Raw genomic sequence first — 26,655 nt, forward strand, 5'->3', positions numbered from 1 at the left:
ATCATAAGTTAGGGTGAATCCGACTTCTAAACTCTAAACCTAAACCCTGCCTACTGTCTAGAACGAAATAGCCCTGCGTGGGCAACTGATTTCAAAATACGATTGAATCTTGCTTTGGCGACTTGGTATAACCAAGTTGGTTATACCGCAGGCTTGTTACTCAAATCCTTACGAGATAAGGCAGAACAGTGGTGGTATTTTCTGAATGACCCCTCGGTTCCTCCAGATAATAATTTAGCAGAACGTTCCCTACGGCTAGCTGTAACTAAGCGGAAAGTTTCTGGTGGCTCTCGTTCGATGAAACGATTTGAGGAAACCGCTGACCTACTGAGTGTAATTCAAACTTGTCGTTTTCAAGCTCGTTCAGTAATGGCTTTTTTCCGTGAGGCTATTTCTACCCATTCTTGTGACTTGGCTCGGCCTGAACTCATTCCCCTTTTTCAGACCTGAATCCTTACAAGTAAAGAGCAAAAGCAATTCAATAAGAGATTAGCAAAAGAAAGAATTGTTGTTGAGCATGTTCAGAGAAGATTAAAGATATTCAGGCTTCTCTCGTCGAGATATAGAAATCGAAGACGGAGATTTGGGTTAAGGATTAATTTAATTGCAGGAATTTACAATTATGAGCTGTATTTATCATCACAACAGGCAATCGCTTGATACTTTCGCAGGAGGTCTATTTAACTATTGGTTGCATAAATTGCGAGAATTGCTACCATGTAGCTTACTTGAACAAGTAAAAAAAACGCTGCTGACTATGAAATAGTCAAGGAAATACTCACAGAATATGAATTAATAGTAGATACCTACGAACAAGTCAGAGAGAGACCTGGAGATAAGGATGAACAAGAAAAATACTTTTCAGGCAAGAAGAGTAATCATACATTCAAAAGTCAAATAATTATTATGCCAGATGGTAGAGATATCGTTGATGTTGTGGCAGGGGAACCTGGACCTAAAAGCGATATAACTTTATTCCGAGAAGAACGCTCACAGTTTGACCCTCAACAAAGATTTAAGGGAGATAAAGCTTACGTTGGAGAAGCTTTAATTACAACTCCGATTAAAAAACCCAGAAATCGAGAATTAACAACTGAACAAAAAGAACAAAACAAAGCATTTTCGGCTAAAATAATCTTTGTTGAACATCGAATTCGCTCGCTCAAAATATTTCGAGTTGTCCAAGAAAGATTTAGGTTGAATCCCCAAAAAAATGAGCAAGTAGTGTTGACGATTTGTGGAATAGTAAGGTTACGAATTAGAGCGCTAATATTACCATGAGAAATATCTGCTACATCATCAGGTTAAAATCAACGCACATAACTAGATATTTTGGCTTAATTATCAACAATAAATATCTCAAAGCCTTATTAGAGCGTACAGAGTCGCTAATTTAGGATGATTGCATTTACGTCATACAACCTAGTTACACAAAGGCTTTAATTGTTTTTGGAGATGTCTAAATATTAAAATCACAAATTTTGATTGTGTTATTTATAAAATAATCTTATGTATTCAATTGCTGTAATTAAACTTCACTACATATTTATTACTACCTCAGATTATAAAGTTATCGTGTTGGGCGATTCCCTTCGGGATAGCTTCGCTTCACGGGAATTTGGTAGCGTCAACCTCGCATCTTGGCTCTGTCAAAGACAAGTAAAGTTTATTTTTAGAGTTAAACAAGGGCGCTATATCCAAGAGGAGAACTCGGATTACATCCGCTTGGCTGAAATGGGTTTAGTACCGGGAACCAGCTTTTATTTATCAGATGTAAAATTCACCAAACAAAAAGGATTTGGGACTTTTGATATTGCCGGCTATTGGCGACGTAAATATCTGGGAAAACAGGAAGATGTTGCGTTGGTATCTTTTGACTAATGTCGGCAATTTAAAGCAATCAATCAATGTTTTTCAAAGTCGGAGTGGGATTGAGGCGATGTTTAAAGACTGTAAAACAGGTGGTTATAATTTAGAAAAAAGCCCTGCTAATAATCAGCGTTTAAGCAGTTTGATATTATTAATAGCAATTGCCTAAAGTTGTGCAGTGATTCAAGGTCAAAAAATCAAGACAATGGGAATCCAAAAATATGTGGGTAGGTTAACTGAATATGGGCGCTCAATACGTCGCCATAGTAGTTTTTGGATAGGATTATATGGTCAATGTTGGGTAATTGGCATGGAATTTTGTCAAGATATTATTAGTGAATTAATGAGAATCAGGCGTAATAAACTACCATTCTTTCAGAGGGGTGTAAGGGCTATGTCCTTCATTATATCAATGTTTTGACGGGGTTGTTACCCCGTCAGATCAGGCTCGTTTTCAGATTAAGTTTATTTTCAGGGATACCAAACAATTTACGGGTTTAGCCGATTGTCAATCTTGTAATAGTCAACGACTTGATTTTCATTTTAATGCCAGTCTGAGCGCCTTAAATCTGGCCAAATATTCAGCCTATAGTCATCACTCTTCTCCGATCCATTCGTGTTTTCAATGGCCTCTTATAAACGCAGGCAATTCAACAGACATCTACTTTTAACCTTTATTAATAAGTTAGATTTAGACCCTAACTTGATTTTAAATCACCCTAACCTTCCCTCAGTCCTGTCTTATGGTACTATGGCTGCTTAAAAACTGTCCGAACTATTGAGAGATTTGCAAAAGTGAGATGCACCCACGTTGATCCATCACCATTTCTTCAATCACTTCATCATCAGAAATCCCCAAATATGCTTGTAGAATAATTGTCAGGGCAAGTTGTGCAGGAGGAACTGGGCTGTGACCCACTGTGCTGTCTTTAAAAATTGTAGCGAGTTCGTCTTGAAACTCATCATTAAATATGAATGAACGGTTTAGTCGAAGAAACGTGAATAGCTTGGCTCTTTTGATGCGTTTGATAATCAACTCTTCATGGTTTGAAAGTTCAATTGGAGGATGCCATAAGGGAGGACGCATAGGGTTTTTTCTTTCTTCCTGATGGTGAGAATTTAACAGGCTCCTCAATTGACATATCATATCTGCCCGGTTTTGTCAATGTCTAATACTGTACCGACGCCCTAGAGGATTCGCGCTGTAAAAAATTTTGGCGTTGCTTAATCAGGGTATGAAAAATATAAGTTGAAAACCCAGAAGTTTTGTGGATACTGGTTTCTATGACTTGCATATTTAGCCTTTCATACCGTAAATCAGCAACGCCCAGCAACGCCTAAAAAATATTGAGTAACTATAGCTCGCTCGATCGCCTCTTCCTCTTGTAGTGGGTTAAAACATCAGCTAAAGTAGAGTCCTCAGCAATCCATAAAGCACTATCGGTTTAACACTTGGGCAATTAAATGAGTAAGTTTCTGAAAGTTTTCCCTCTCAAGCTGCGGGATAGCAGCAATGGCTAGATTTTCTCTAATATGTTTTGGTGTTTTCATCCCGACTAGAGCACTCAGAAGACCAGGAGCGCTGCGGGTATACTGGAGTGCCCGTTGGCAATCCGTCCGCAGGCGATCGCCAAAGGCAAAAGCAATGTTTTCTGGAATCTGACCGACAACCTGTGCTTGGCAGATCGACTTGCTGGCGATCGCAGCAATGCCTAAGCGATCAGCTGCTTCCATCGTCGAAATTTGTTCTCCTTCAAGCATCTGAGTTGGAGACAGTAGCGCTTCTGGCATCGCCATATTCAAAGGAAACTGAATGAACCGGAAGCGATCGTCTCTATTGCCAGCCACTTCACGGGCAATCGATTTCGCCCGCGACAGATCGATATGGTCACTTTGAGTCGAAGGTACGCGAAAAGCATTCCAAGTTGCTAAACCGTAATTGGCAATTTTTCCAACTAAAACGGCGTCTTCCATTACCTCAAAAATTGTTCGCAACTGATTGTAAAAAATATCAGGCTCGACTTTGGCAAGTTGCTTTTCTGGATTGTGAATATAGTAAACATCGATGGTCTGAATACCGAGATTAACGAGGCTTTTGTTAAGCTGGTCTTGAATGTAATCTGGGTGGATGCAGTAACGCTCTTGGGCCAAATCAGCCATGCTGACAGTAGAGTTATTTGGCTCGACATAATGCCGATAGAACCAATCTGCATGGTTTGGATTTGGGCAAGGCAGAACCCCTCCTTTTGTACAGATAATTAATTCATCTCTTGAAACATCTCCCGATGCCACGAGTTGCCGAATAGCTTTTCCTACACTTAGCTCTCCATGCTGATACCGATAATTGATTGCTGAGTCGATTAGGTTTGCACCCTGCAGGACGGATTCAATTACCGCTGCCGTGACAAGGGTGTCAGTACACTCATCCGGTTCGCCAAGATAAGTGCCAATTCCAATAGAACTCGCTACAAGTGAATTTGCTTCTCGAAAATAATCAGCTGCACAGTTTTGATTGTGCCTTTGCTTGTAACGCTGCGTTCCTTCTGCGGTAGCTCTACCTGCGATCGCGATCATCGTACTTTACCTCTATCAGAATATGCTAGTTTCTTCTAAATTCAATTTTTTGTTTCACCGACTAACGATCGATCTAACTCGATTCCAAAGCATCTAGAAAACCACTCCGAATCAAATACGAGAAATAGGTACTAAACAATTGCCTATCTACAGGCGGACAAGCAATCGAAGTTCCTGCGAGTCCAGTCAGCGTGTTTTGGCAGTCAAAATGTTGCGCTGCTAAGTTAGATATTGGTTTTGGCGCTTCAGTTTGATTGGCGCTAGTAGATGCCTGTTGAGTAAAAATTGGCACAAGTGGAGTCAATGCGTTTTCTTGCGATCGCCCAGCAGCATCAAGGAGTTTTGCTCGCCAAATATTATAGGGAACTGGTTCTAGCGGGTAGCCAAATGAGTGAATCCAGGTGATAATTTCACTCCAATGAGCCGGGTGCGAATTAACTAAGTGAAACACCTTTCCTAGAGATTCTTTTTGTCTTGATAAATGAACGATCGCTTGGCTAGTATAGTCCACAGGGATTAGATTCACCATCGAGTTGCGATCGGGAACGCTTTTGAGTTGGATACAGCCTCGAATCGTTCTGAATGTATGATCGTCTGGGTTGCAAACTCCCATCTTACTGTCTCCTGATATCCGTCCCGGTCTATAAATAGTGATAGGAAAACCGCGATCGCGAGCAATTGTTACTAGCTTTTCGGCAACCCATTTACTCTGAGTATAGCCACTTGAGAGTTCGTCGGCGCGAGGCAGGCTATCCTGTTCTTTAATGATTTTAACCTCAGAACCATCCACAGATGCGATAACGCCAGTCGTCGATCCAACAACACCAATTGTGGAAATGAAATGTACCGGCTTTAGTTTAATTTGACTGGCCAACCTCAAGACTTCTTGAGTGCCCAAAACATTAGCTGCCTTGAGGGCAGCGTATGGATAAGTAAAGTTAACCAGTGCACCATTGTGATAAATAGTGTCAATCTTACTAGCAAGCAATCCAAACTCTTCCTCGGAAAGCCCTAAAAGAGGCATTGACAAATCTCCTAAAACCGGAATAATCCTAGTGGTAAAAGATTCATTCCACAGTAAATAAGCTTCAAGACTATTTTGCAGCTTCTTTTTGCCTAGTTCAATATTTGGCGATCGCACTAAGCAGTAAATATCAGCAGCAGTTTTTTGCAAGAGTTCATCAAGTAAAAAAGCTCCTAAAAATCCTGTTGCTCCCGTTAACAAAATAGCATTTTCTGACACCGGGGAATTACAAGTAGCAGCATTAGGGTTAATTTCTGGATCTAAGACAGCTTCAGCATTTAGATCGAAAGTTTCTACGCCAGTTTTTACAGAAGAAATTTTTGTTCCCAAAGTAGCCTCAATGGTTTCAGCTAAGCCGGCGACAGTGGGCATTTTAAATAAGCTCCGCAAAGGTAAATCCACCTCAAAAGCACTTCGCACTAAGGCAAGAAGCTGAGTTATGAGCAAAGAATGACCACCCAACTCAAAGAAGTTGTCATGAATTCCTACCTGTTCAATATCAAGGACTTTTCTCCAAATCTCAACCAGTTTTTCCTCTATTGGGGTACGCGCTGCTACATAGACTGCTTCGAGTTCCGGGCGAGATTGATCGGGGGCTGGTAGTGACTGGCGATCCACCTTTCCATTGGGAGTTAGAGGCAGAGATTTCAATATCATAAAAGCTGAAGGAAGCATATATTCAGGTAGCTTTTCTTTCAAGAAAATTCTGAGTTCATTGGAGTTGAGTGCTAGTTTATTATTGGGGACAACGTAGGCGACTAAGCGTTTGTTTCCTGGCTCATTTTCCCAAGCTAAAACCGCAGAATGCCACACTCCCGGATGTTGATTTAGTAATGCTTCAATTTCTCCTAATTCAATACGAAAACCTCTAATTTTTACCTGATTGTCTGTGCGTCCTAAAAACTCAATGTTTCCATCCGGTAAATAGCAGGCTAAATCCCCGGTTTTGTACAGCATTGTTCCCGGAATAAAAGGGTTGTTAATAAAACGCTCTCTTTGTTCTTCGGGTCGGTTTAAATAGCCTCTGGTTAACCCTGCTCCGCCGATATATAATTCCCCTGGTAGATTTATTGGTACGGGTTGCAGTTGTTCATCTAGCACGTAGATTTGCGTATTGGCGATCGGGCGTCCGAGGGGTACTGTTTTGGAAACAGAGGCTAACTTTTTAATTGGATAAGTGAGTACACCTACAGTTGTTTCTGTAGGGCCATAGTGATTGAAAATTTGGCAGTTAGGTGCTTGCTGATGGATAGTTTCAATTAAGTCCCAGGTAGCAGCTTCACCACCAAGGATGAGGTGAGTCTGGGGCAAGATAAACTGAGTTGGGGAAGATGCTAAAAGAGCCGCGAGGTGAGAGGGAACAATCTTGAGACAGTCAATAGGATGGCGGTTAAAGTAGTTTGCTAGTGCCACTGGATCGGATGCCCGCTCCTGAGATATTATATGCAAGCATCCCCCAGTACATAAAGCTGGGAAAATTACCGTGTTGCCCAAGTCAGCAGCGAAGGTAGAAACGGTAGCGAAACTGTTAGCAATACGCAAGTCTAATCTGTCTAAAATACCGTACAAATAATTGAGGAGTTGTCGGTGTTCGACCGCTACACCTTTGGGTTGGCCTGTAGAACCAGAGGTGAACAGTAAATAGACTAAGTTTTCGCATTTTACCTCGCTAGCTGGAGTGGCGTTGCTTTCTCGATTAATTATTTCCCAATCTGCATCTAAGCAGACTACTTGGGCGGGGCAATTTGGTAGCGTCTGAACAAGCGAATGCTGTGTTAAAAGTATCGAAGCCTGGGCATCTTGCAATCGGTTTGCTAAACTTTCTGCTGGTAATGCTGGATCTAGAGGCAGATAAGATCCACCTGATTTTAGAATACCGAGTAAGGCGACGATCGTATCGAGCGATCGCTCTGCATATATCCCCACTGGCATATCTGGGACAACACCTAATTTTTGTAGGTAATGAGCTAATTGATTGGCGCGTGCATTGAGTTCAGCATAAGTCAATTGTTTGTCTTCAAACACGACAGCAATCTTGTCTGGTGTTTGTTGTACTTGTTCCTCAAAAAGCTGGTGGATGCACTTATCTTGCGGGTAATCAGTCTGAGTATTGTTAAACTCGACAAGCAGTTGATGGCGATCGCGATCGCTCAAAATCTCTAATTCGCTGACTTTAGCTTCTGGGTTACTCACAGCACTTTCTACCAAAGTCTGAAAGTGTCCGGCTAAACGTTTGATATCTGCTATCGAGAACAAGTTGGCATCGTAGTGAAACTCTGCGATTGTAAATTGTTCTCTTTGCAAGCAGGTTAGCTTAACTTTGAATGGCTCAAAGCAGGCATATTGTTTATCAATTGAAAACACAATACCGCCAGCCTCATATTTATTTGGGCATTCTTCAAATTCAAAACTAATCGGAAAGTTAACACCGCTGACAGTTGTTGCTCGCTCTTCTTCCCCTACAAAATATTCTTCCCATTTGCGGTTATTGGCGATAGTTTCGGTAATTTGCCCCAAAATTTTAGTAAATTTAAAGTCTCGCTCAAAAGAACAATGCACAGGCAATAATTTAGCAAGCAATCCCAGCATCTCATGCAGCTCTTCATATTTTCTGCCATTACAGACAGTACCAACGATAATGTCTGACTGTTTTGTGAGTCGCCACATTAAAGTCTGCCAACTAGCGAACAAAAATTCAGCAATTGTGGTATTATGTAAAGTTGCGATCGCTTTTATATTTGCCACTAAATCTGGTTCAATATTCAAAGCAAAAACATTAGGCTCAAAGATGCTTTGATCGTTTAGTTGGGCCTCAAAAGGAAGGGTCAGCGGTGGAAAATTGCCGACAGCTTGCTGACTCCAATAAGCTTTTCCATGCTCTGTATCCTCTCCCTCTAGCAATTCATTCTGCCATTCTGAAAATTGGACATATTGTATCGGTTCCTCAGCTAACTCTTTGCCTTCCAAGCAAGCAGCATAGGTTTTACCTATTTTGTAAAATAAATTCTTGAGCGTCCAACTATCTGCACAGAGTGATGGCACAGTCACTAGCAAAATGTGCTTGTTAGCTGACAAATAAGTTAGGGTTAAACGTAACAGCGGCCCCGTATCAAACTTGAAAATAAAATGCCTTTCTTCCTGAAACAATTCTTCAATTCTGATTGATTGTTCATTTTGGGATAAATGGGTTAGATTAACCTCATGCCAGGAAAGGTTACTGCGCTCGGTTACTACTTGAAGAGGAATTTTGATTCCCGGTCGTCTGTAAAAAATCGTGCGGAATATTTCATGCAAACTAACAACTCTTTCTAAAGCTGTTTTTAGGATTGCGATATTCAGTGAACCTTCAAGTAGGATAGCAGACTGGGCGCGATAAGCACAACTTTCTTTCTGCCATTGCCAAAGACGTTTTTGTTGGGGTGAAATCCGAAATCCTTCGACAATTGTGTTTTGCATTGTTGTTGGTTTAATTTTATAGAATGGACTTGATTATTGGATAAAGAGAAAAAACTAGGTTATAGGTTAGCGATATCCCTAAATTTTCCTTAAAAAAAGGACTTATAGAGTTTCTAGTTTTTTCCATGTGATATTAGATGTTTTGGCTGCTAATCATTTCTCCCATTGCTACTAAAATTTTACGATCGCCCGCGTAAGGATTCCGACCGTGTGCTGCTAGCATATTGTCTAGCATCAGCACATCTCCTTGCTGCCAAGGAAAACTGATTTTAGCTTTCTCATAAACGGCTCCAACTTCTTCCATGACAGAATCTTCAATGGGAGAACCGTCTCCGTAATAAACATTGCGTGGTAGATTTTGCTCGCCAAATACTGATAGCATTGATTGGCGGATATCTAAGTCTAAACAAGAGATGTGGTGTAACTGAAGCTGATTAAAAAATACCCACTCTCCGGTTTTAGGATGCTTAGCGATCGCTGCTCGCAATTTGCGAGTTTTTAAGCTATTATCTTCCCGCCACTCAAAGTCAATGTCTGCTTGCCGACAATAATCTTCAACCTCTTTTTTATCATTGGTACGGAAGAACTCTTGCCAACTGACATCTAAACCTTCAGTGTAGTTGCGGACATACATTAATTGCTTTTGCTCAAATCTTTCTCGCAACTTCGGATCGAGAAGTTGGTACATTTGCCGACAGTCAACAATTGGTGTTTCTCCGCCTTCTTGAGCGGGTTGTACGCAGAAAAACCAAATTTTTAGCGGCCATCGGTGTAAGTGGGAACTTTCATTATGAAACAAAATTGCGCGATCGGACGGATAAGGAGTAGAACCGTAAACTTTACCACTAGCAACTTGCCGAGGTAAATCGCCATACTCGCTAAACAATTCTGGGCAAATCGCTAAAGCAAGGTTTTCAAAGTCCACTACTGAGTTAATATGAAAGCCTCGAAATAGAATTGCTCCGTGTTTTAACAAGTTTTTTTCGATAAGTTCCCGCTCATTTTTTGCCCAATCAGCTAAGTCCAGTTCAGGGACATCGGGTTGAATGACTAAGGGGAATGTTTGCCCAGGATTGAGGTAATCTGTTTTGATTAATTGTCCTTGGGGCAAAGTTGTAGCCTTGGGTTTAGCCTGAAGAAATTTTTTGAACTTACTCTCCTCGCGTTTAACTGTTTCCGCAAGTTGTTTTTCCTTTTCAGTGTTCATAGGTATTTCCAGCGTATCGATTCCGGCGTCAGGCTGCCTGACAATGCTATTAAGCAGTGCTTCTAAATTATTTGACAAGTGAGCGATCGCTTGAGGCTGGAAAATATCGGAATTATACTTCCATTTAGCGACTACTCCTTGCTTTGTTTCCTCCATAAATAAAACCAAATCAAACTTTGCTTTTCCGGTGTCAAACTCTAAGGGAGTCAAGGTTAGGTCTGAAAATTCCCAAGCCGGCATCGGGGTATTTTGAAGGACGAATAATACTTGAAATAGCGGCGTTGTGCTCGCAGTGCGATCGGGTCGCAAAGCTTCTACTAACTTGGCGAAGGGTAAGTCTTGATGAGCATAAGCATCTAACGCAACTTGGCGCACCCGTCGCAACAATTCCCGAAAACTAGGGTTGCCAGACAAGCTGGTACGCAAAACTAAGAGGTTGACAAAAAAACCGATTAGCGGTTCAGTTTCAGCTCGGTTGCGATTAGCAACATCCGTGCCAACTACAATATCATCTTGATTTGTGTAGCGGTACAATAACGTCTGAAAAGCAGCCAACAGCGTCATAAATAAAGTGACTTCCTCTTGTCTGCTCAAGGTCTTGAGTTTTTCAGATAAGTTGGCGGGAAGTACAAAGGAATCGCCTGTATTTTTTTGTGGTAAAATAGGCAATTTTATAGCTATCTTTTTGAGATCCAAAACAGGAGGAGCGCCGACTAACTGTTGCTGCCAATAAGATAACTGAGTTTGCAATACTTCTCCCTGTAGCCATCGGTGCTGCCAGTCCGCAAAGTCGGCGTACTGGATCGGAAGTTCCGGTAACGGCGAAGGTTTATTGTTAGAAAAGGCTTCATAAAGCGTCGCTATTTCTCGGAGGAGTACGCCAGCAGACCAACCATCGGAAATAATGTGGTGCATTGCGAACAGTACCACATATTCGGCTGCGCTTAATTTCAGCAAGGTTGCTCGCAATAGTGGGCCTTGGGCTAAGTCAAAAGGCTGCTGAGCTTCAACTTCTGCTAGTCGCAAAACTTCAGCGTTTCGCTGTGTTTCCGGGAGATGTTGCAAGTCGAGTACAGGTAACTTTAAGGTCAAAGTTGGGGCAATAATTGCGATGGGTTTGCCATCTATGGCTGTAAAGGTAGTTCGCAAGATTTCGTGACGCTGCACGATTTCGTTGAGAGATTGTAAGAGTACCGCCACGCTGAGGTTGCCGGCGATCCGTACCGCCGCAGGAATGTTGTAAGCGGCGCTGTTTGGTTCCAATTGATCCAAGAACCACAGCCGTTGTTGAGCAAAGGAGAGGGGTAGATTTCGATCGCGCGAAACCGGCTCAATCGGCAGGATTTCCAAGCCTGCTTTTGCTTTCAGTGCGGCCTCAATCCGATCGCTCAAGGAAGCAACGGTGGGCGACTCAAACAGCCACCGCATCGCCACATCCACCTGAAAAGCCGATCGCAGGCGAGAGATGACTTGGGTAGCCAACAGTGAATGACCGCCCAACTCGAAAAAGCTATCGTATATGCCAAGTTGGTCTAACCCTAAAATGTCCAGCCAGATAGCAGCTAACACTTCTTCTACAGGGGTACGAGGCGCAACAAAAGCTTTTTCTAATTCAGGTCTAGCTGTATCGGGCGCTGGTAGAGCACGGCGGTCAACTTTACCGTTGGGTGTCAGGGGTAAGGTTGACAGCATTACGAAAGCCGAGGGTATCGTGTATTCTGGCAGTTTCTGTTTGAGAAAGTTCCGCAGTTCGGTAACAGTAGGTGGACGTTTGTAGTCAGGGACAATGTAAGCAACTAAGCGCTTGTTGCCGGCTTCATCTTCTCTCGCTAAAACTGCGATCGCACTTACTCCCGGATGTTGGTTCAAAACTGCTTCAATTTCTGCCAACTCAATGCGGAAGCCTCGGATTTTCACCTGATGGTCAAGCCGACCGAGATATTCAATGTTACCGTCGGGTCTGTAGCGAACGAGATCGCCGGTTTTGTAGAGAAATTTTTGAGTTGCAGCTTCTTTTAATTCAGAACTTAAAACTGAAAACTCATAACTTTCAGTAAAAGGGTGAGGAATGAATTTTTCAGCAGTTAGATCGGGACGGTTGAGGTAGCCGCGCGCTAGTCCGTCACCACCGATGTGCAGTTCGCCTCCAACACCGATGGGGACGGGTTGGAGATGGCGATCGAGAATGTAAACTTGGGTATTGGCGATCGCCCGCCCAATAGAAATCGGTTTATCCTCAGAGTCAATCGGTTGAATCATCGACCAAATTGTGGTTTCTGTAGGGCCGTACAAATTCCACACAGCAGAGCCTTTTTGGTACAATTGACCGGCCAATTTCTGAGAGAGAGCTTCACCGCCACAGAGGATTTTTAATTGTTTGTTACCTTGCCATCCAGCGTCATGCAACATCTGCCAAGTCGCGGGTGTTGCTTGCATAAATGTAGCGCCAGATTTAACCAGTTGTTCTGCTAAAAGAGTTCCTGAAGCAGCGACTTCCCGGCTGGCTACAACGGTGCAAGCGCCTGTAATAATTGGTAAGAAAAGTTCTAAGGCTGCAATGTCAAAAGACAAAGTAGTGACGGATAGAAAAATATCTCGCTTTCTCACTTCCAAAGAACGGCGCATCGAAGTGAGAAAGTTGACGACAGCGCGGTGCGGAATTTGAACGCCTTTGGGCTTCCCAGTCGAGCCGGAAGTGTAGATTGTGTAAGCCAAGTGAGAAGAATTTGTCTCACTAAACAAGTTAAAATCGTTCTCACAAGCGATAGTTTCCCAGTCAGCGTCCAGATAGACGATCGCCAAATGTGAGATTTCACTCAAATTAGTAAATTCGGCTAACTGCTTCTGAGTCAGCAACACCTTAACTTGAGCGTCTTCTAGCATGAAAGCTAGGCGCTCTTGGGGATAGGCGGGATCTAAGGGAACGTAAGCACCGCCGGCTTTGAGAACGCCCAGCACTGCTACTAACATTGAGAGCGATCGCTCCACGCAGATGCCGACAAGTACATCAGGGCCAACACCCAATTTTCGCAAGCGGTGTGCTAACTGATTCGATCGCCGATTAAGCTCTTGGTAGCTGAGGTGCGTATCCTCAAAGATTACCGCAGTTGCATCGGGCGATTTCTCCACCTGTTCCTCAAACAGTTGGTGGATGCACTTATCTTTCGGGTAATCTTTGTGAGTGTTATTCCATTCCACCAACTGTTGATGCAATTCTGCTGCTGTCAACAACGGAATCTCTGCTAAGCGCTGATTTTGATTAGCCGCCATACCTTCGAGCAAAGTCTTAAAATGCCCTATCATCCGAGCGATCGCAGCAGCATCAAAACGGCGGGTATCGTAGGCAATCTCCAGCTTTAACTCCGAACCTGGCTCTACCAAAACCGTCAGCGGATAGTTCGTTTTTTCATAAGTCCGATAATTACTAGCCCCAATGCTTGCGCTCAATTGCCATTTTGAAGCATCCATCGGATAGTTATTAAAAACCAGAATGCTCTCAAATAAAGGCTGACCGCTAGGAATCTCACTCACTTGATGGATTTGTACCAGCGTACTGTATTCGTACTGTCGCGCCTCCACTTGTTGAGATTGAAGTTGCTTCAGCCAAGGCACAACAGAAAGATCGGGAAGCACTTGCACTCGCAGCGGTAGCGCATTCAGAAATAACCCCACCATAGATTCTACCCCCGCCAATTCCGCCGGCCGGCCAGAGGTAGCCACTCCAAAAACAACATCTTCCTCACCGCTGTAGCGACTCAAAAGCAGCGCCCAAGCACCCTGGACGACGGCATTTAAGGTAAGTTGATGCTGTCGCGCTAGGGATTGTAAGGCTGCTGTCGCAGTTGCCGACAGGGAGATCCGCTGTTTATCATCATCTTCGCCCACATTTGGCAAGCTGCCAGAAGCTCGATCGGCTATCAGCGGCGTTGGTGCAGCAAATCCTTTGAGCTTTTGCCGCCAAAATATCTCAGTTTTAGAGGAGTCTTGCTCCTGTAACCAAGCAATATACTCTCTATAAGGTCGGGGTTGTTCCAAGTTTAAATCCCGATTTTGGGAGAAAGCCTGATAGAAAGCGTGAACTTCTTTCCAAAGCAAAGACCAAGACCAGCCATCAAGTAGGATGTGATGGTGGCTGCGGACAAATTGATAGGTATCGTCAGTCAGCCGGATTAAAGCTAAACGCATTAGCGGTGCTTGGGAAAGTTCAAAACCCCGATCGCGATCGCTTTGCAAGAAAACTTCTAGCCGCTGTTGTTGCTCGATCGCCGATAGTTCCCGCCAGTCTTGCTGGGCGATCGGCAAATCAACTTGTCGGTACACTACTTGATACGGGCGATCGAGATCCTGCCAATAAAAAGCAGTCCGCAAAATCGGATGCCTTTCTACAACTTTCTGCCAAGCCCTCTTAAAGGCTGCGACATCAAGATTGCCTTGCAAAGTGCAGCTTAGCTGCTCGAAATACACCCCCGAATTTGGGGCAGCAAGCGTGTGGAAAAGCAGGCCGTGCTGCATCGGTGAAAGTTCGTAAATATCTTCAATGTTTTCGCCGTTCATTTAAGAATTCCTCCGATCGAATTTACTAACTTGAGCGAGTAACTTACTAAAATCTTTTTGGCTGATTTTGGCGGCGGGAAAATCGGAAGGAGTGTAGCCGCTGACATCTTTTGACTGGCAGCCGGCGATGAGTTCCCGTGCAGCTTCCAGAAAAGCCTCAGCCAAGTTCAGGACTGTATCGCGCTGATGTACGTTCTCGCTGTACGTCCACTCCAAGCGCATTTGACCGCCAGTAACAAAGGCGGATATCTGTATTAGGTGGGGGCGAGTACCGCGCGGACTGCGATCGCCAACCTTAAACTCGCGGTTTAGCTTAAACAGAGAAGAGGTAGGCAAACTATCTTCAAATTGACCGAGATAAAGGAAAACTACTTCCGCTTGGGGAAGCGCTGCCAATTTCGAGGCGATCGCCGAATCGCAGCTCAAGTAGCGCAGCGCCCCGCAGCCAATGCCCTCATTGGGAATCCGCCGCAGTTCCTCCTTAACCGCCTTCAGCGTCTCTCCCGGACTGTCAGATTCCCGTAACTCCAAAACTACCGGAGAAATAGTAGTAAACCAACCCACAGTCCGCGATAAATCAACGCCTTCAAAAATTACCTCTCGCCCGCGCCCTTCCAAATCGAGCAGCAGCGACGGTACGCCTGTCCATCGGGCAAAAGCCTTTACCACAGCAGCAAGCAGCACGTCTTGAACCTGAGCGCGGTAAACTGTCGGCACCTCCTGCAAAAGTGCCTGAGTCTCTGCGGCGCTGAGTACAGCCGACACGGTTTGAGCCGACGCTACAGTATTCGCGCCACCGACACAGTCCACCGGCAAAGGTAATACCTGAGAGCGGTCTGCCAGCCAGTAATCCAACTCTCCTTGTAATTTTTCTGACTGAACCCAGTTTTTTAATTGTTCTGCCCATTGTTTGAAGGCAGTTGTCTTGAGTGGAAGCTGAATCGCTTTACCCTGCGCGAGTTGGTGATAAGCCGTCTGGAAGTCTTCGAGCAAAATCCGCCAAGATGCAGCATCCACGGCTAGATGGTGGATAACAATTAGCAGGAGATGAGGCCGATTCATACCTCGATCGAACAAACCAACCTGCACCAGCGGCCCGGTTGTCAAATTTAAGCTGGCTTGCAGTTCTGCTGCTGCTGCCTCCACAGCTAATTTTTGGTCAATTTCTGATAGCGCCGACAGATCCCGCCGCGTCAATTTCACAACTAAATCATCAGCGCCACTGATTTGTTGCCAACCTGACTCAGAGCGCGTAAATCTCAGGCGCAGGGCATCGTGGTGCATCGCCAATTGCTGGAAAGTCTGCTCTAACAAGCTGGGATCGAGAGGTTGCATCACCTCCAACAAAACTGACTGATTCCAGTGATGCGGATCGGGCTGATTTTGTGCAAAGAACCAGTGCTGAATCGGTGTCAGAGGCAGCGCTCCAGTCACTAAACCTTGTTCGGCTTGACTGATATTTGTGCCGGCGACTGCTGCTAACTCCGCGATCGTTTGGCGCTCAAAAATTAGTTTGCTGCTCAGTTGAATACCAGCTTTACTCGCTCTAGCAATCAACTGAATGCTGAGAACTGAATCCCCGCCCAACTCAAAAAAGTTATCGTCGATGCCCACTTCTTCAATCCCGAGCAATTGTTGCCAGATTTCGGCAAGTGTTTGCTCAATTTGATTTCTGGGCGCAACATAACTATTGCTCAGTTGAGGTCGCGGGTGCGTTGGTTGAGAGCGGCGAGAATTCTCTACTTTTTCTAGGAAACTAGATACTGTAGATGCAGCATTTTCGTACTCAATTCGTGCGTGAAAGTCTTCCGGCGATACTATTACTTGAGGCAGAGAGTTTCCAAGTATGCGACTGAAGGCATCAACACCTTCTGTCGATAACATTCCTTCTTTTAAGGCTGTTTCTGGTTGAAGATTAAGTCGGCGCAATGTGTCTACTGACATCCCCACTTCTCGCCAAGTCCCCCAGTTAATCGAAACGGTAAACGTACCGTTTCTGGAATTATTTTTGTGAGCGACAGCATCCAGAAAAGCATTGGCCGCGCAATAGTCTACCCGTCCCGGGCCGCCTAAAAGCGATCGGCATGACGAACAGAGCACAAAAAAATCTAGCTGGCTCTCTTTGAAGACTGCCTCTAGCACTTGGGTTCCTTTGATTTTGGATGCAAAACTGTTTGCTACCATTTCTGGTGTTTGGCGTTGAATTAATCCGCCGCCGGCAATTCCTGCTGCATGAATTACACCGTGAATATTGCCAAAATGCTCGACCGCTTGTGCGATCGCCGCCCGCATTTCTCCTTCATTAGCTATATCGGCGCTGCCAACAAAAACTTCTGCACCTAACTCTTCTAACGCCTGAACTTTGCGGATTTTGCAGCTAATCTTATCCTCATCGCTGTGAGTAATCAGCCATTGCTCCCACTCTTCTCGATCGGGAATAGTAGAACGCCCTATCAAAATTAGTTTTGCCCGTACCCCCTCAGCGAGATATTCTGCCAGCGCTCCGCCAATCCCTCCAAGTCCGCCCAATATTAGATAAACTCCTCCTTCCCTCAACCGCGTTTTCCCAACAGTTGCTTCCTCTAAGCGGACTGCTTCAAATGTCTGCAGCCAGCGATGTTTGCCCCGGTAAGCAATACATAAATCAGGTGTTTTTGCAATAAATTCCGCGAAAATTTGGTCGATTAGTTTCTCTTCGGGCGCAGTTTTGGGAGTAGGAGGAATAACAATATCAACGGTGCGGCAAGTGATATTAGGATATTCTTGGGGAATAACTTTGCACGGCCCTAAAACAGTGACTTGTTCAGGAAATAATTCCTCATCTCCGGTCACGTCGTGTATGTTACTTGTGACGACGAAGAGATCGACAGGATTGCTAATCTCGTGTTTTTCTAAAGCTTGTGCTAGGAATAGCAGGCTGTAAAAACCTATATTTTGATTGGCTTCCGTTCGCGTTTGTTCGGAAGCCGCGAGGCTCCAAAAATGGGCAATATGCCAAGAGTGTTTGGCGATCGCATTTGGGATCTGATGCTGCGCCTGGATTTCTGCAACTAAAGTGTCGTAGTCCTCCCGCTGTTGGGGATTAATTGCGTAGGCCCGATCGCCCACAATAGCAAACTCTTTGCCAGCAGTTACAGTAATGACATTTTTGCCCTGAAGTTGCAAGCGTTTCACCACTTCGGCTGCGATCGCCCAAGCATCAATAAAAACTAGCCAGCATGACTCTTGTTCTGCTTCCGGCGCAATAGATAGCCCCTTTTCAGGGAGAGGAGAACGCTTCCAAGAAGGCAGATAAAACCAATCTGCAACATCCGGTTTTTTCTCTAACTTAGTTTGAATATCGCTGACATTTCCGCCTTTCAAATGAGGTTCGATCCAGTAACGCTGACGCTCAAACGGATAAGTCGGTAGGGGGATGCGGAAGCGCTGTTCGTGGGTATAAAAACTCGGCCAGTCGATCTCAACTCCTGCTAGCCACATCCGCCCAAGCGCCTTCAGCAAGAATGCGATATCTGATTGTTGCTCGTTTGGGTGGCGCATAGAAGTTACGATCGCGCGATCGCGATCGCGAACCTGATGCCGTTTAGCAAAGGTACTCAAAACCCGCCCCGGCCCGACTTCCAGCAGAATTCGCTCTGACTCTTGCAGCAGTTCGGCAATGCCATCACTAAAGCGCACTGTTTGCCGCAGATGTTTCACCCAATAATTCGGATCGGTGGCATCTGCGTCTGCCATCCAAGTGCCGGTGACGTTGGAAATAAAAGGAATCTGGGGCGGTGTCAGTTTGACTTTTTTTACTTCCTCTGCAAACAATTCCAAAATGGAATCGGTCATCTGGGAATGAAAGGCGTGAGAGGTATGCAAGCGCTTATAGTCTAAACCTCGCTCTGCTAAACGATTTTCTAGAGCATTTACAGCGCTCAACGAACCTGACACCACGCAGGAAGACGGTGCATTGCTTGCAGCCAGAGATAGTTCTGCATTGAGTAGCGATCGCACTTCGGCTTCTGGAAGCGAAACGGAGATCATCGCACCAGCAGGTAGTTGCTGCATCAGCCGGCCTCGAATTGCTACCAGTTCCAATGCTGCTTCTAGGGAAAAGACACCGGCAAGACAGGCCGCTACATACTCGCCGATGCTGTGACCGATCGCAGCCGCTGGCCGCACGCCCCACGCCATCCACAATTGAGCCAAGGCGTATTCAATGACAAACAAAGCCGGCTGAGCAAGATAAGTTTGTTTAAGCTGTTCGGCAGCCGTTTCCGCTTCTGCTTCACTGGGATACAGCAGCGATCGCAAATCGAAATTGAGGTGAGGTTTGAGGAATTCCGAACACCGATCGACTTGCTCGCGAAATATCGGTTCGGTTTGATAAAGTTCCCGACCCATGTTGATATACTGAGAGCCTTGACCGGGAAACATAAACGCGATCGCGGGGTTGCACGGTTCTTGGCAGTGCGTCAAAACTTGTTGCGGTTCCAGGGTTTCCAGCGTTTTCACTGCACCGCTGAGGTTCTGGCAAATAGCGATTCGGCGGTGGTTAAAAGTTCGCCTGCCAATTTGTAGGGTGTAAGCAACATCAGCCAGAGTGCGATCGGACTTTTGTTTGAGGTACAAAGTGAGATTGGCTGTAGCCGCATCCAGTGCCGATTCCGTTTTGGCGGACAATACCAATAACTGCCAAGGGCGGGAAACTTCCGATACTTCGACTGTTGGCGCTTCTTTGAGAATAACGTGAGCATTTGTGCCACCAATGCCGAAGGAACTGACACCCGCAAGGCGCGATCGATCTGCTTTCCACTCGGACAGGGAACTGTTGACGTAGAAGGGGCTGTTGGCGAAATCAATTTTGGGATTGGGCTGCTCGAAATGCAAGCTGGGTGGTATCAGCTTGTGTTTGAGAGCTAAAACCGTCTTAATTAAGCCGGCAACGCCTGCTGCTGCGCCTAGATGCCCGATATTGGTTTTGACTGAACCGATCGCGCAAAAGCCTTTTTTGTTGGTACGAAGTGAGAACGCTTGCGTGAGAGCGGCAATTTCCACTGGATCGCCTAAAGCAGTGCCGGTGCCGTGAGCTTCGATGTAACTGATTGTTTCAGGATCGATGCCTGCTATGGCTTGGGCTTCTGCGATCGCTTTCGCTTGACCCTCAACGCTAGGGGCCGTGTAACCAATTTTTAAGGATCCGTCATTATTGATGGCAGAACCGAGGATGGTTGCATGAATGCGATCGCCATCTTCTAAGGCATCTTTTAATCGCTTTAACACTACAATTCCCACACCGCTACCGCCAACAGTTCCCCTAGCTCGATCATCAAAAGCTCGGCAATGTCCGTCGGGAGATAAAATCCCCCCTTCTTGATATAAATACCCTGCTTTGTGCGGCACAGAAACGGAAACACCGCCAGCCAATACCATATCGCATTCGCCAAACAGCAAGCTTTGGCAAGCTAAGTGAACTGCAACTAATGAAGTGGAACAAGCGGTTTGAATGGTGATGCCGGAGCCTTGGAGGTTAAGTTTATAGGCGGCTCGCGTAGTCAGCAAATCTTGATGGTTGCCGAATTTAATTTGCTCGAGTCCGACTGTTGCTAACAAGTCAGGGTTAGCCAAAAGATTGAATAATAAGTAGGTGTTGATACTTGCACCGGCGTAAATACCAATCCGACCTTGATAAGTGTCACTATTGTAGCCGGCATTTTCCAGAGCTTCCCAAGCAGACTCTAGGAAAATGCGGGATTGTGGCTCCATAATTTCGGCTTCTCTGGGAGAGTACCCGAAGAATGAAGCATCAAATGATTCAATGTCTTCTAGTACGGCTGTTGCTTTAACGTAATTGGGATTGTTCAGCAGATTTTTGTCTATATTTTGCAGTTCTGCATCTGAAAAAAATGAGATCGACTCAACGCCGTTTTGCAGATTTTGCCAATATTCATCGAGATTTTTGGCTTGGGGGAAACGGCCTGCCATGCCAACAATGGCTATTTCATTAATATTGTCAATTGCTTCTAGGTTAGTCATTATTTTTGTTTTAATCGCAGATTATTAACGCAGGTGTTTTCTAGATTGCATTTGTTGTTTGATTAATTGCCTTCGCAAATCGGCTCTGTCTTGGCTTTGCTCGTCGAAAGCAGGCTGTAAATTTTGGTCTTGATTGAGATATTTAGCTAGAGAGTTGATGGTGGGATATTTGAAAATATCGGTGATTGAAATAGTGCGGTTAAAGACTCCTTGCAATTTGCTGTAAAGTTGGACGATGAGTAATGAATGACCGCCGAGATCGAAGAAGTTGTCGTGGATGCCAACGCGATCGAGGTGAAGCATTTCTTGCCAGATCGTCGCGATCGCGCGTTCTATTTCTGTCTGGGGTGCGACGTAAGTGGCTGCTAGTTCCGGGCGCAGACAATCGGGAACCGGGAGCGATCGCCGATCGATTTTGCCGTTAGCTGTTAGCGGTAAACTTTTCAACAGCACGAAGGCTGATGGCATCATATATTCGGGCAACCGCTGTCGCAGAAAGCTTTGCAGGTCATTTGCAGCTAGGGATGCAGAGCGATCGCTATCGGGGACGGCGTAAGCGACTAGGCGCTGGTTGCCCGGTTCATCCTCTCTAAGTGAGACGATCGCCTGTCTCACTTGTGGGTGTTGGCTCAGCACTGTCTCAATTTCTCCTAATTCGATGCGGAAGCCGCGAATTTTGACTTGGTGGTCAACTCGCCCCAAGAATTCTAGATTGCCGTCGGGTAAGTAGCAGGCTAAGTCGCCGGTTTTATACAACCGCTCTCCGCTGACAAAGGGGTTGGCAATGAACCGCTCTGCTTGTTCTGCTGGTCGGTTCAGATAGCCCCGCGCTAACCCCGCCCCGCCGATATATAACTCACCTGGTATACCGATCGGTACGGGTTGGTGCTGCCGATCTAGCACGTAGGTGTAGCAGTTGGGCAGGGCGCGTCCCAGGGGAACCGTCTGCGAAGTCGATCGATTCTGGACTGTAAAGGTTGTCGTGCCCACGGTGGCTTCTGTCGGCCCGTAGTGGTTGAGGATGCGACAGTTGGGCGCGTGCTGCTGGATCTGCGAAATCAATTCCCAACTGGCTGCCTCACCGCCGAGAACTAAGCACTGGCGGGGCAGAATTTGCTCGGGAGGGGCAGCGGCGAGAAGGGCGGCGAGGTGGGAAGGCACAATTTTGAGGCAGTCGATCGCATGGCGGTTAAAGTATTCTGCGAGGGCGGCGGGGTCAGTTGTGCGATCGGAGGATATTACGTGCAAGCATCCTCCGGTACATAGGGAGGGAAAGATCGCTGTGTTGCCCAAGTCGGCGGCGAAGGTGGAAACAGTGGCGAAACTAGCGCCTGTTGGCAGTTCTAGTTTTTCCCAAATGCCGTTGAGGTAGTTGAGGAGTTGCCGGTGTTCGACGGCTACGCCTTTGGGTTTGCCCGTGGAACCGGAGGTGAACAGCACATATACTAAGTTTTTGGTTGTTACCTCGCTGTTGGGATTGCGATCGGAAAGCTTTGCGATCGCATCCCAGTCTGCATCGAGACAGATTACTTGTGGCGGGCGATCGCTCAAGTTGGCCGCTAGGTGCGTTTGGGTAAGCAACACTGGCGATCGCGCATCCTGCCACCGGAAAGCTAAGCTGGCGGCTGGTAATGCCGTGTCTAGAGGTAAGTATGCACCGCCGGCTTTGAGGATGGCCAGCAAGCCGACGATCGCATCCAGAGAGCGATCGGTGTAAAGTGCTACCACAACTTCTGGCCCTACGCCCAGCTTTTGCAAGTGATGAGCCAGACAATTAGCTTTTTTGTTTAACTCCTGGTAAGTTAGTTGCTGATTTTCAAAGACAATCGCAATGCGATCGGGTGTTTGTTCTGCTTGTTTTTCAAATAGTTGGTGGATGCACGAGTCCTGCGGGAATTTAGGATTGGAGATTGGGGATTGGTTAAACTCGACTAGAAGTTGGTGGCGATCGCGATCACTCAAAATTTCTAACTCACTAATGGCAGTTTCTGATTCGCTAACCGTGCTTTCTAATAAAGTCTGAAATTGTCCTGCCAAGCGGGAGATATCCTCGCTCTGAAATAAGTTTGAATCGTAGTGGAACTCTGCGCTTAGGGAGTCATCTTGCTGAATGCAAGAAAGTTTAACTTTGAATGGTTCCAAACAAATGTATTGCCGCTCAATAGAAAAAGATAAGTTTGCATCTGAAGACTTTGCCTGCTGTTCCTCAAATTCAAAACAAATGGGAAAAAATAATCCCCGATTTTTCTCAGTTAATTCTGTTACTTGTTCCCAAGTAAAAGACTCTTGCCATTTGAAAGCTTCGCGTACCGACTCGCTAACCTGCTTCAGGTTCTCAGAGAATTTAACTTTTTCCTCAAAATGACAGTAAACAGGTAAGTATTTGGCAAATAGTCCTAAAGCCGACTCCAACTGTTCATAACTCCGGCCCTCGCAATATGTGCCAACAACAATATCTGAGTTGCCAGTGAGCCGCCACAGTAGAACTAGCCAACAATTCAGAAAAAATACAGAAGTTAAACAGTTATATTTTTGAGCGATATTTTCAATTTTAGCTACAACTTGACTGTCGAGTTGGACTGCAACAACTTCTGGTTTAAATTCTCCCTTTACCTCGTTTTTTTTCTCACTTGGCAATGATACATCTACAAAATTTAAAATGTTATTTTTGCGCCAATACTCTTTACCTATTTCTGCATCTGCTCCTTCAAAAAGTTCATTTTGCCATTCGGCAATATCTGCATACTGCAAGGGTTGGTCAGATAATTCCTTGCCCTGCAAATTGGTGGCATAAAAACGGCTGATTTCATGCACAAAATTCTTGACAGTAACCCTATCTGCAACCAAAGCAGGCATCCCCACCAGCAAGAGGTGCAAATCTTGGGAAAGAATAACCAGACACATATCTAAAACATGACCGTATTGTAAGTCAAAAACCCGACTACTTACTTCAGCAAAAAGTGTCTCAATTTGAGCTGTTTGTGATTCAGAATCTCTACCGCTTAAGTCGTGGTAAACAATCGCCGGCACACTGCGATCGTTAATAATTTGCAGCGGCAGCGCCATTCCCTGCAAACATTGAAAATTCGTGCGAAGAATTTCATAGTTGCTGACCAGGTTTTGCAAAGCTGCTTCTAAGACTTTTAGATTGAGATTGCCTGCAATTTTAACAGCGAAAGTAGCGCGATAAGGTTGATTGGATGCAGATTGTTGCAACATCCAAAGGCGCTTCTGCTGAGGTGAAATCCGAAATCCTTCTAAATACTGTTCTTGCATATTTTTTACTCCATCAATTAGGTTTTACTTTATTAAGCTATAAAAGGTTCTGCCATGCCAACTACAACCTTCCGCAAGCCGGAAAAGGGCATCCGCCCGTGGGCAGTTAGCATATTATCTAGCATTAATACATCTCCCTCTTGCCAAGGAAAGATAACTGCTTCCTGCTGATACAATTCCCGAATTTCATCTAACACAGACTTTTCAATCTCAGACCCATCACCGTAATACGCATTGCGCGGCAAATATTCCTCTGGAAGGGCTGAAAGCAGTATTTGACTTGTCTCCTGTTCTAAACTCGATACGTGGAATAAATGAGCTTGATTGAACCACACTTGTTCACCTGTTTTAGGATGTGTAGCAACAGCTTGACAGACTTGGCGAGTTCTTAAATAATTGTTATCTTTCCACTCAAATTCAATGCCAGCTTTTCGGCAATAATTTTCTACTTCTAATTTATTGTCTGTCTGAAAAACATTTTGCCATGTTAAGTCGAGTTGAGTGTCATAGTTTCGGACATACATAACCTGCTTTTGTATGAACTTCTCTTTGATTTTTGGATTGAGGCGCTGAAAAATTTTCCTGCTGTCGGCAATAGGCGTTTCTCCACCTGTTTCTGCTGACTTAACGCTGAAAAATCCTATCTTCATCGGCCAACTACGAGAGTAGGCCATTTCGTTGTGCAAAGGAATAGATTGATCTGCTGGATATTCAGTTGAGGTATAGATTTTGCCACTCACTTGACTGCGTGGCGTTGAACGATATGAATAGTCTAGTAAGTCGCCAGAAATTGCCCTGACTAACTGCTCAAATTCAGTTATTTCTCTGATGTCGAAATTACGAAACAAAATACCGCCGTTTTGACACAGCCATTTCTCGATTTGTTCTCGATTATTGGCAGTCCAATCGACTAATTTTATACCTTCTACGGCGGGTTTAACTACTAAAGGCAGTGGCTGTTGTGCCTGAAGTAAATCAGTTTTGACTAGCTTGGCATCCGATAGCTTGACTGCTTTCCTTCTAATAGTTGTTAGCTGGTTGCTATTTGTTAGTTTTGACTCTACATTGCTCATATGTTTGCTGTTTAACTGATTTCTTGAATAGTGTTTGTAACTACCTTGCGCTGGATATTGCCGAGCTTTTGGCGGCGTGCTTCCTGAAACTCTTTTTCTTTAGACAACTGCTGTTGTTTTTCTGCGACCGCCAATGTTTCTGCTAGTACATTTAACTGAATTCCTGGCTGTTCAACAACTCGATTGAGCAGAAGTTCAAACATCTCTGCCATGCGGGCGATCGTCGCTGCTTCAAACAAGTCTATTTTGTATTCAAAAAATCCTTTAATTCCCTCCGGCGTTTCCGTTAAATCCAGCTTTAAATCGTTGCGGGCTTCCCCAATATCGAGTTCTGAGAGAGTCAAAGTCACGCCCGGAAGTTTGAGGGCTGGGACGGGTGAATTTTGAAGAACAAACCAAACTGGAAATAAGAGAGGATGACCGAGATTTCGCTCTGGCTGCATTTCTTGCACTAGCTTTTCAAAGGGTAAATCTTGGTGAGCGTAAGCGCCTAAACATAACTCTCGCACCCGCTGCAAAATTTCCCGAAAAGTCGGATTACCTGATAAGTTAGTCCGCAAAACCAGCGTATTAACTAAAAATCCAATTAACCCTTCTGTTTCAGCTCGATTCCGATTGGCAATGGGCGAACCGACTACAATATCTTCTTGACCTTTATAGCGGAAAAGCAGGGCTTTAAAAGCCGCTAATAAAGTCATAAACAGTGTGACACCTTCTTGCTGGGATAGTGTGTTAAGTGCCTCAGTCAAAGCTGGAGATAGTGCTAATAATTGTTTGGCACTGCGTGTTGTTTGGGTAGCAGAGCGCGGTCGATCTGTCGGTAATTCTAGGATGGGGGGAGTGCTGCCTAATTGCTGCTTCCAGTAAGCTAGTTGTGTTTCTAAAATTTCTCCTTGCAACCACTGCCTTTGCCAAATTGCAAAATCGGCATATTGGATGGGAAGTTCTGGCAGGGGGGACGGTTGATTTTGAGAAAAAGCATTGTAAAGTGTGGCAATTTCTCGGATCAATACTCCGGCAGACCAACCATCAGAAATAATGTGATGAATGACGAACAGCAGCAGGTGTTCTTGGTCGCCTAATTGTAATAACTTCGATCGCATTAAGGGGCCAGCAGCTAAGTCGAAAAGCTGTTGGCAGTCCTCAGTTACTAAGCGCTGAACTTCGCGATCGCGCGCAGTTTCTGGCAACTGTCGCAGGTTCACTACAGGTAGCTTCATTGCTAGCGCTGGGGCGATGTCTTGAACTGGTTTCCCGTCCACTATTTTGAAAGTGGTACGCAGGATTTCGTGACGGCGCACGATCTCGTTAAATGTTTGCTCGAGCGCTGCTGCGTCGATCGCACCTGTGAGGCGCACAGATACGGGTATGTTGTAACAAACGCTCTCGGGCTCTAACTGGTGAAGAAACCACAGTCGCTGCTGGGCAAAGGACACTGGTGCTGGGCCGGCGTTGGAACGGCGAGGAATACTTTGCAATGAGTGGGTTTCTATTTTAAATTTACCGCTCAACCGCTGTTGGAGAAGGGCTTGTTTTGCGGGTGAAAGCTGAGACTGTCGCTGCAAAATTTCGTCTTTTTTACTATTCATGATGCCGTTTTC

General features: G+C 45.2%; 10 protein-coding genes and 2 pseudogenes. 4 read left to right on the top strand and 8 right to left on the bottom strand.

Going from position 1 to position 26,655, the window contains the following annotated elements:
- Nucleotides 1–78: 78 nt before the first annotated feature.
- From QUB44_RS19070 to QUB44_RS19085, 4 genes and pseudogenes are all read left to right on the top strand, one after another.
- Nucleotides 79–450 (top strand): annotated as a pseudogene (locus QUB44_RS19070) (IS66 family transposase); the annotation flags it as partial.
- 18 nt (nucleotides 451–468) lie between these two features.
- Nucleotides 469–660: pseudogene (locus QUB44_RS19075) on the top strand (transposase family protein); the annotation flags it as partial.
- Between the two features lie 135 nt (nucleotides 661–795).
- The gene (locus QUB44_RS19080; RefSeq protein ID WP_333369876.1) at nucleotides 796–1,281 is read left to right on the top strand and encodes a transposase family protein; all 486 of its coding nucleotides are present in this window, start codon (nucleotides 796–798) and stop codon (nucleotides 1,279–1,281) included.
- A 228-nt stretch (nucleotides 1,282–1,509) separates the two neighbouring features.
- Complete coding sequence (locus QUB44_RS19085; RefSeq protein WP_333369855.1) at nucleotides 1,510–1,881, top strand: hypothetical protein; 372 nt, start codon at nucleotides 1,510–1,512, stop codon at nucleotides 1,879–1,881.
- A gap of 763 nt (nucleotides 1,882–2,644) precedes the next feature.
- On the opposite strand, the gene QUB44_RS19090 is transcribed toward QUB44_RS19085, so the two are convergent.
- The 8 genes from QUB44_RS19090 to QUB44_RS19125 form a co-directional block, all read right to left on the bottom strand.
- A complete protein-coding gene (locus tag QUB44_RS19090) occupies nucleotides 2,645–2,956 on the bottom strand; it encodes a hypothetical protein (protein WP_333369856.1) in 312 nt (103 codons plus the stop codon).
- Between the two features lie 350 nt (nucleotides 2,957–3,306).
- Nucleotides 3,307–4,443 (bottom strand): aldo/keto reductase, encoded by a 1,137-nt coding sequence (locus QUB44_RS19095; protein WP_333369857.1) that lies wholly within the window; start codon nucleotides 4,441–4,443, stop codon nucleotides 3,307–3,309.
- A 73-nt stretch (nucleotides 4,444–4,516) separates the two neighbouring features.
- Nucleotides 4,517–8,923: an amino acid adenylation domain-containing protein gene (locus QUB44_RS19100; RefSeq protein ID WP_333369858.1), complete on the bottom strand. Its 4,407-nt coding sequence runs from the start codon at nucleotides 8,921–8,923 to the stop codon at nucleotides 4,517–4,519.
- A gap of 133 nt (nucleotides 8,924–9,056) precedes the next feature.
- Nucleotides 9,057–14,684, bottom strand: a complete 5,628-nt coding sequence (locus tag QUB44_RS19105) for an amino acid adenylation domain-containing protein (protein WP_333369859.1) — start codon at nucleotides 14,682–14,684, stop codon at nucleotides 9,057–9,059.
- Nucleotides 14,685–20,705: an SDR family oxidoreductase gene (locus tag QUB44_RS19110; protein WP_333369860.1), complete on the bottom strand. Its 6,021-nt coding sequence runs from the start codon at nucleotides 20,703–20,705 to the stop codon at nucleotides 14,685–14,687.
- A gap of 24 nt (nucleotides 20,706–20,729) precedes the next feature.
- Nucleotides 20,730–23,981 (bottom strand): amino acid adenylation domain-containing protein, encoded by a 3,252-nt coding sequence (locus QUB44_RS19115; RefSeq protein ID WP_333369861.1) that lies wholly within the window; start codon nucleotides 23,979–23,981, stop codon nucleotides 20,730–20,732.
- A gap of 32 nt (nucleotides 23,982–24,013) precedes the next feature.
- On the bottom strand, nucleotides 24,014–25,054 hold the full coding sequence (locus QUB44_RS19120) for a TauD/TfdA family dioxygenase (RefSeq protein WP_333369862.1): 1,041 nt from the start codon (nucleotides 25,052–25,054) through the stop codon (nucleotides 24,014–24,016).
- Nucleotides 25,055–25,065: 11 nt separating this feature from the next.
- The gene (locus tag QUB44_RS19125) at nucleotides 25,066–26,643 is read right to left on the bottom strand and encodes a condensation domain-containing protein (RefSeq protein WP_333369863.1); all 1,578 of its coding nucleotides are present in this window, start codon (nucleotides 26,641–26,643) and stop codon (nucleotides 25,066–25,068) included.
- Nucleotides 26,644–26,655 lie beyond the last annotated feature (12 nt).

Origin of the sequence: Microcoleus sp. AT3-D2 (assembly GCF_036705715.1) — a bacterium.
Taxonomy (GTDB): Bacteria; Cyanobacteriota; Cyanobacteriia; order Cyanobacteriales; family Microcoleaceae; genus Microcoleus.

Bases quoted from the DNA above. Each gene is read 5' to 3' on its own strand.
- QUB44_RS19085 (WP_333369855.1), top strand. From the start codon at position 1,510: ATGTATTCAATTGCTGTAATTAAACTTCACTACATATTTATTACTACC.
- QUB44_RS19090 (WP_333369856.1), bottom strand. From the start codon at position 2,956: ATGCGTCCTCCCTTATGGCATCCTCCAATTGAACTTTCAAACCATGAA.
- QUB44_RS19095 (WP_333369857.1), bottom strand. From the start codon at position 4,443: ATGATCGCGATCGCAGGTAGAGCTACCGCAGAAGGAACGCAGCGTTAC.
- QUB44_RS19100 (WP_333369858.1), bottom strand. From the start codon at position 8,923: ATGCAAAACACAATTGTCGAAGGATTTCGGATTTCACCCCAACAAAAA.
- QUB44_RS19105 (WP_333369859.1), bottom strand. From the start codon at position 14,684: ATGAACGGCGAAAACATTGAAGATATTTACGAACTTTCACCGATGCAG.
- QUB44_RS19110 (WP_333369860.1), bottom strand. From the start codon at position 20,705: ATGACTAACCTAGAAGCAATTGACAATATTAATGAAATAGCCATTGTT.
- QUB44_RS19115 (WP_333369861.1), bottom strand. From the start codon at position 23,981: ATGCAAGAACAGTATTTAGAAGGATTTCGGATTTCACCTCAGCAGAAG.
- QUB44_RS19120 (WP_333369862.1), bottom strand. From the start codon at position 25,054: ATGAGCAATGTAGAGTCAAAACTAACAAATAGCAACCAGCTAACAACT.
- QUB44_RS19125 (WP_333369863.1), bottom strand. From the start codon at position 26,643: ATGAATAGTAAAAAAGACGAAATTTTGCAGCGACAGTCTCAGCTTTCA.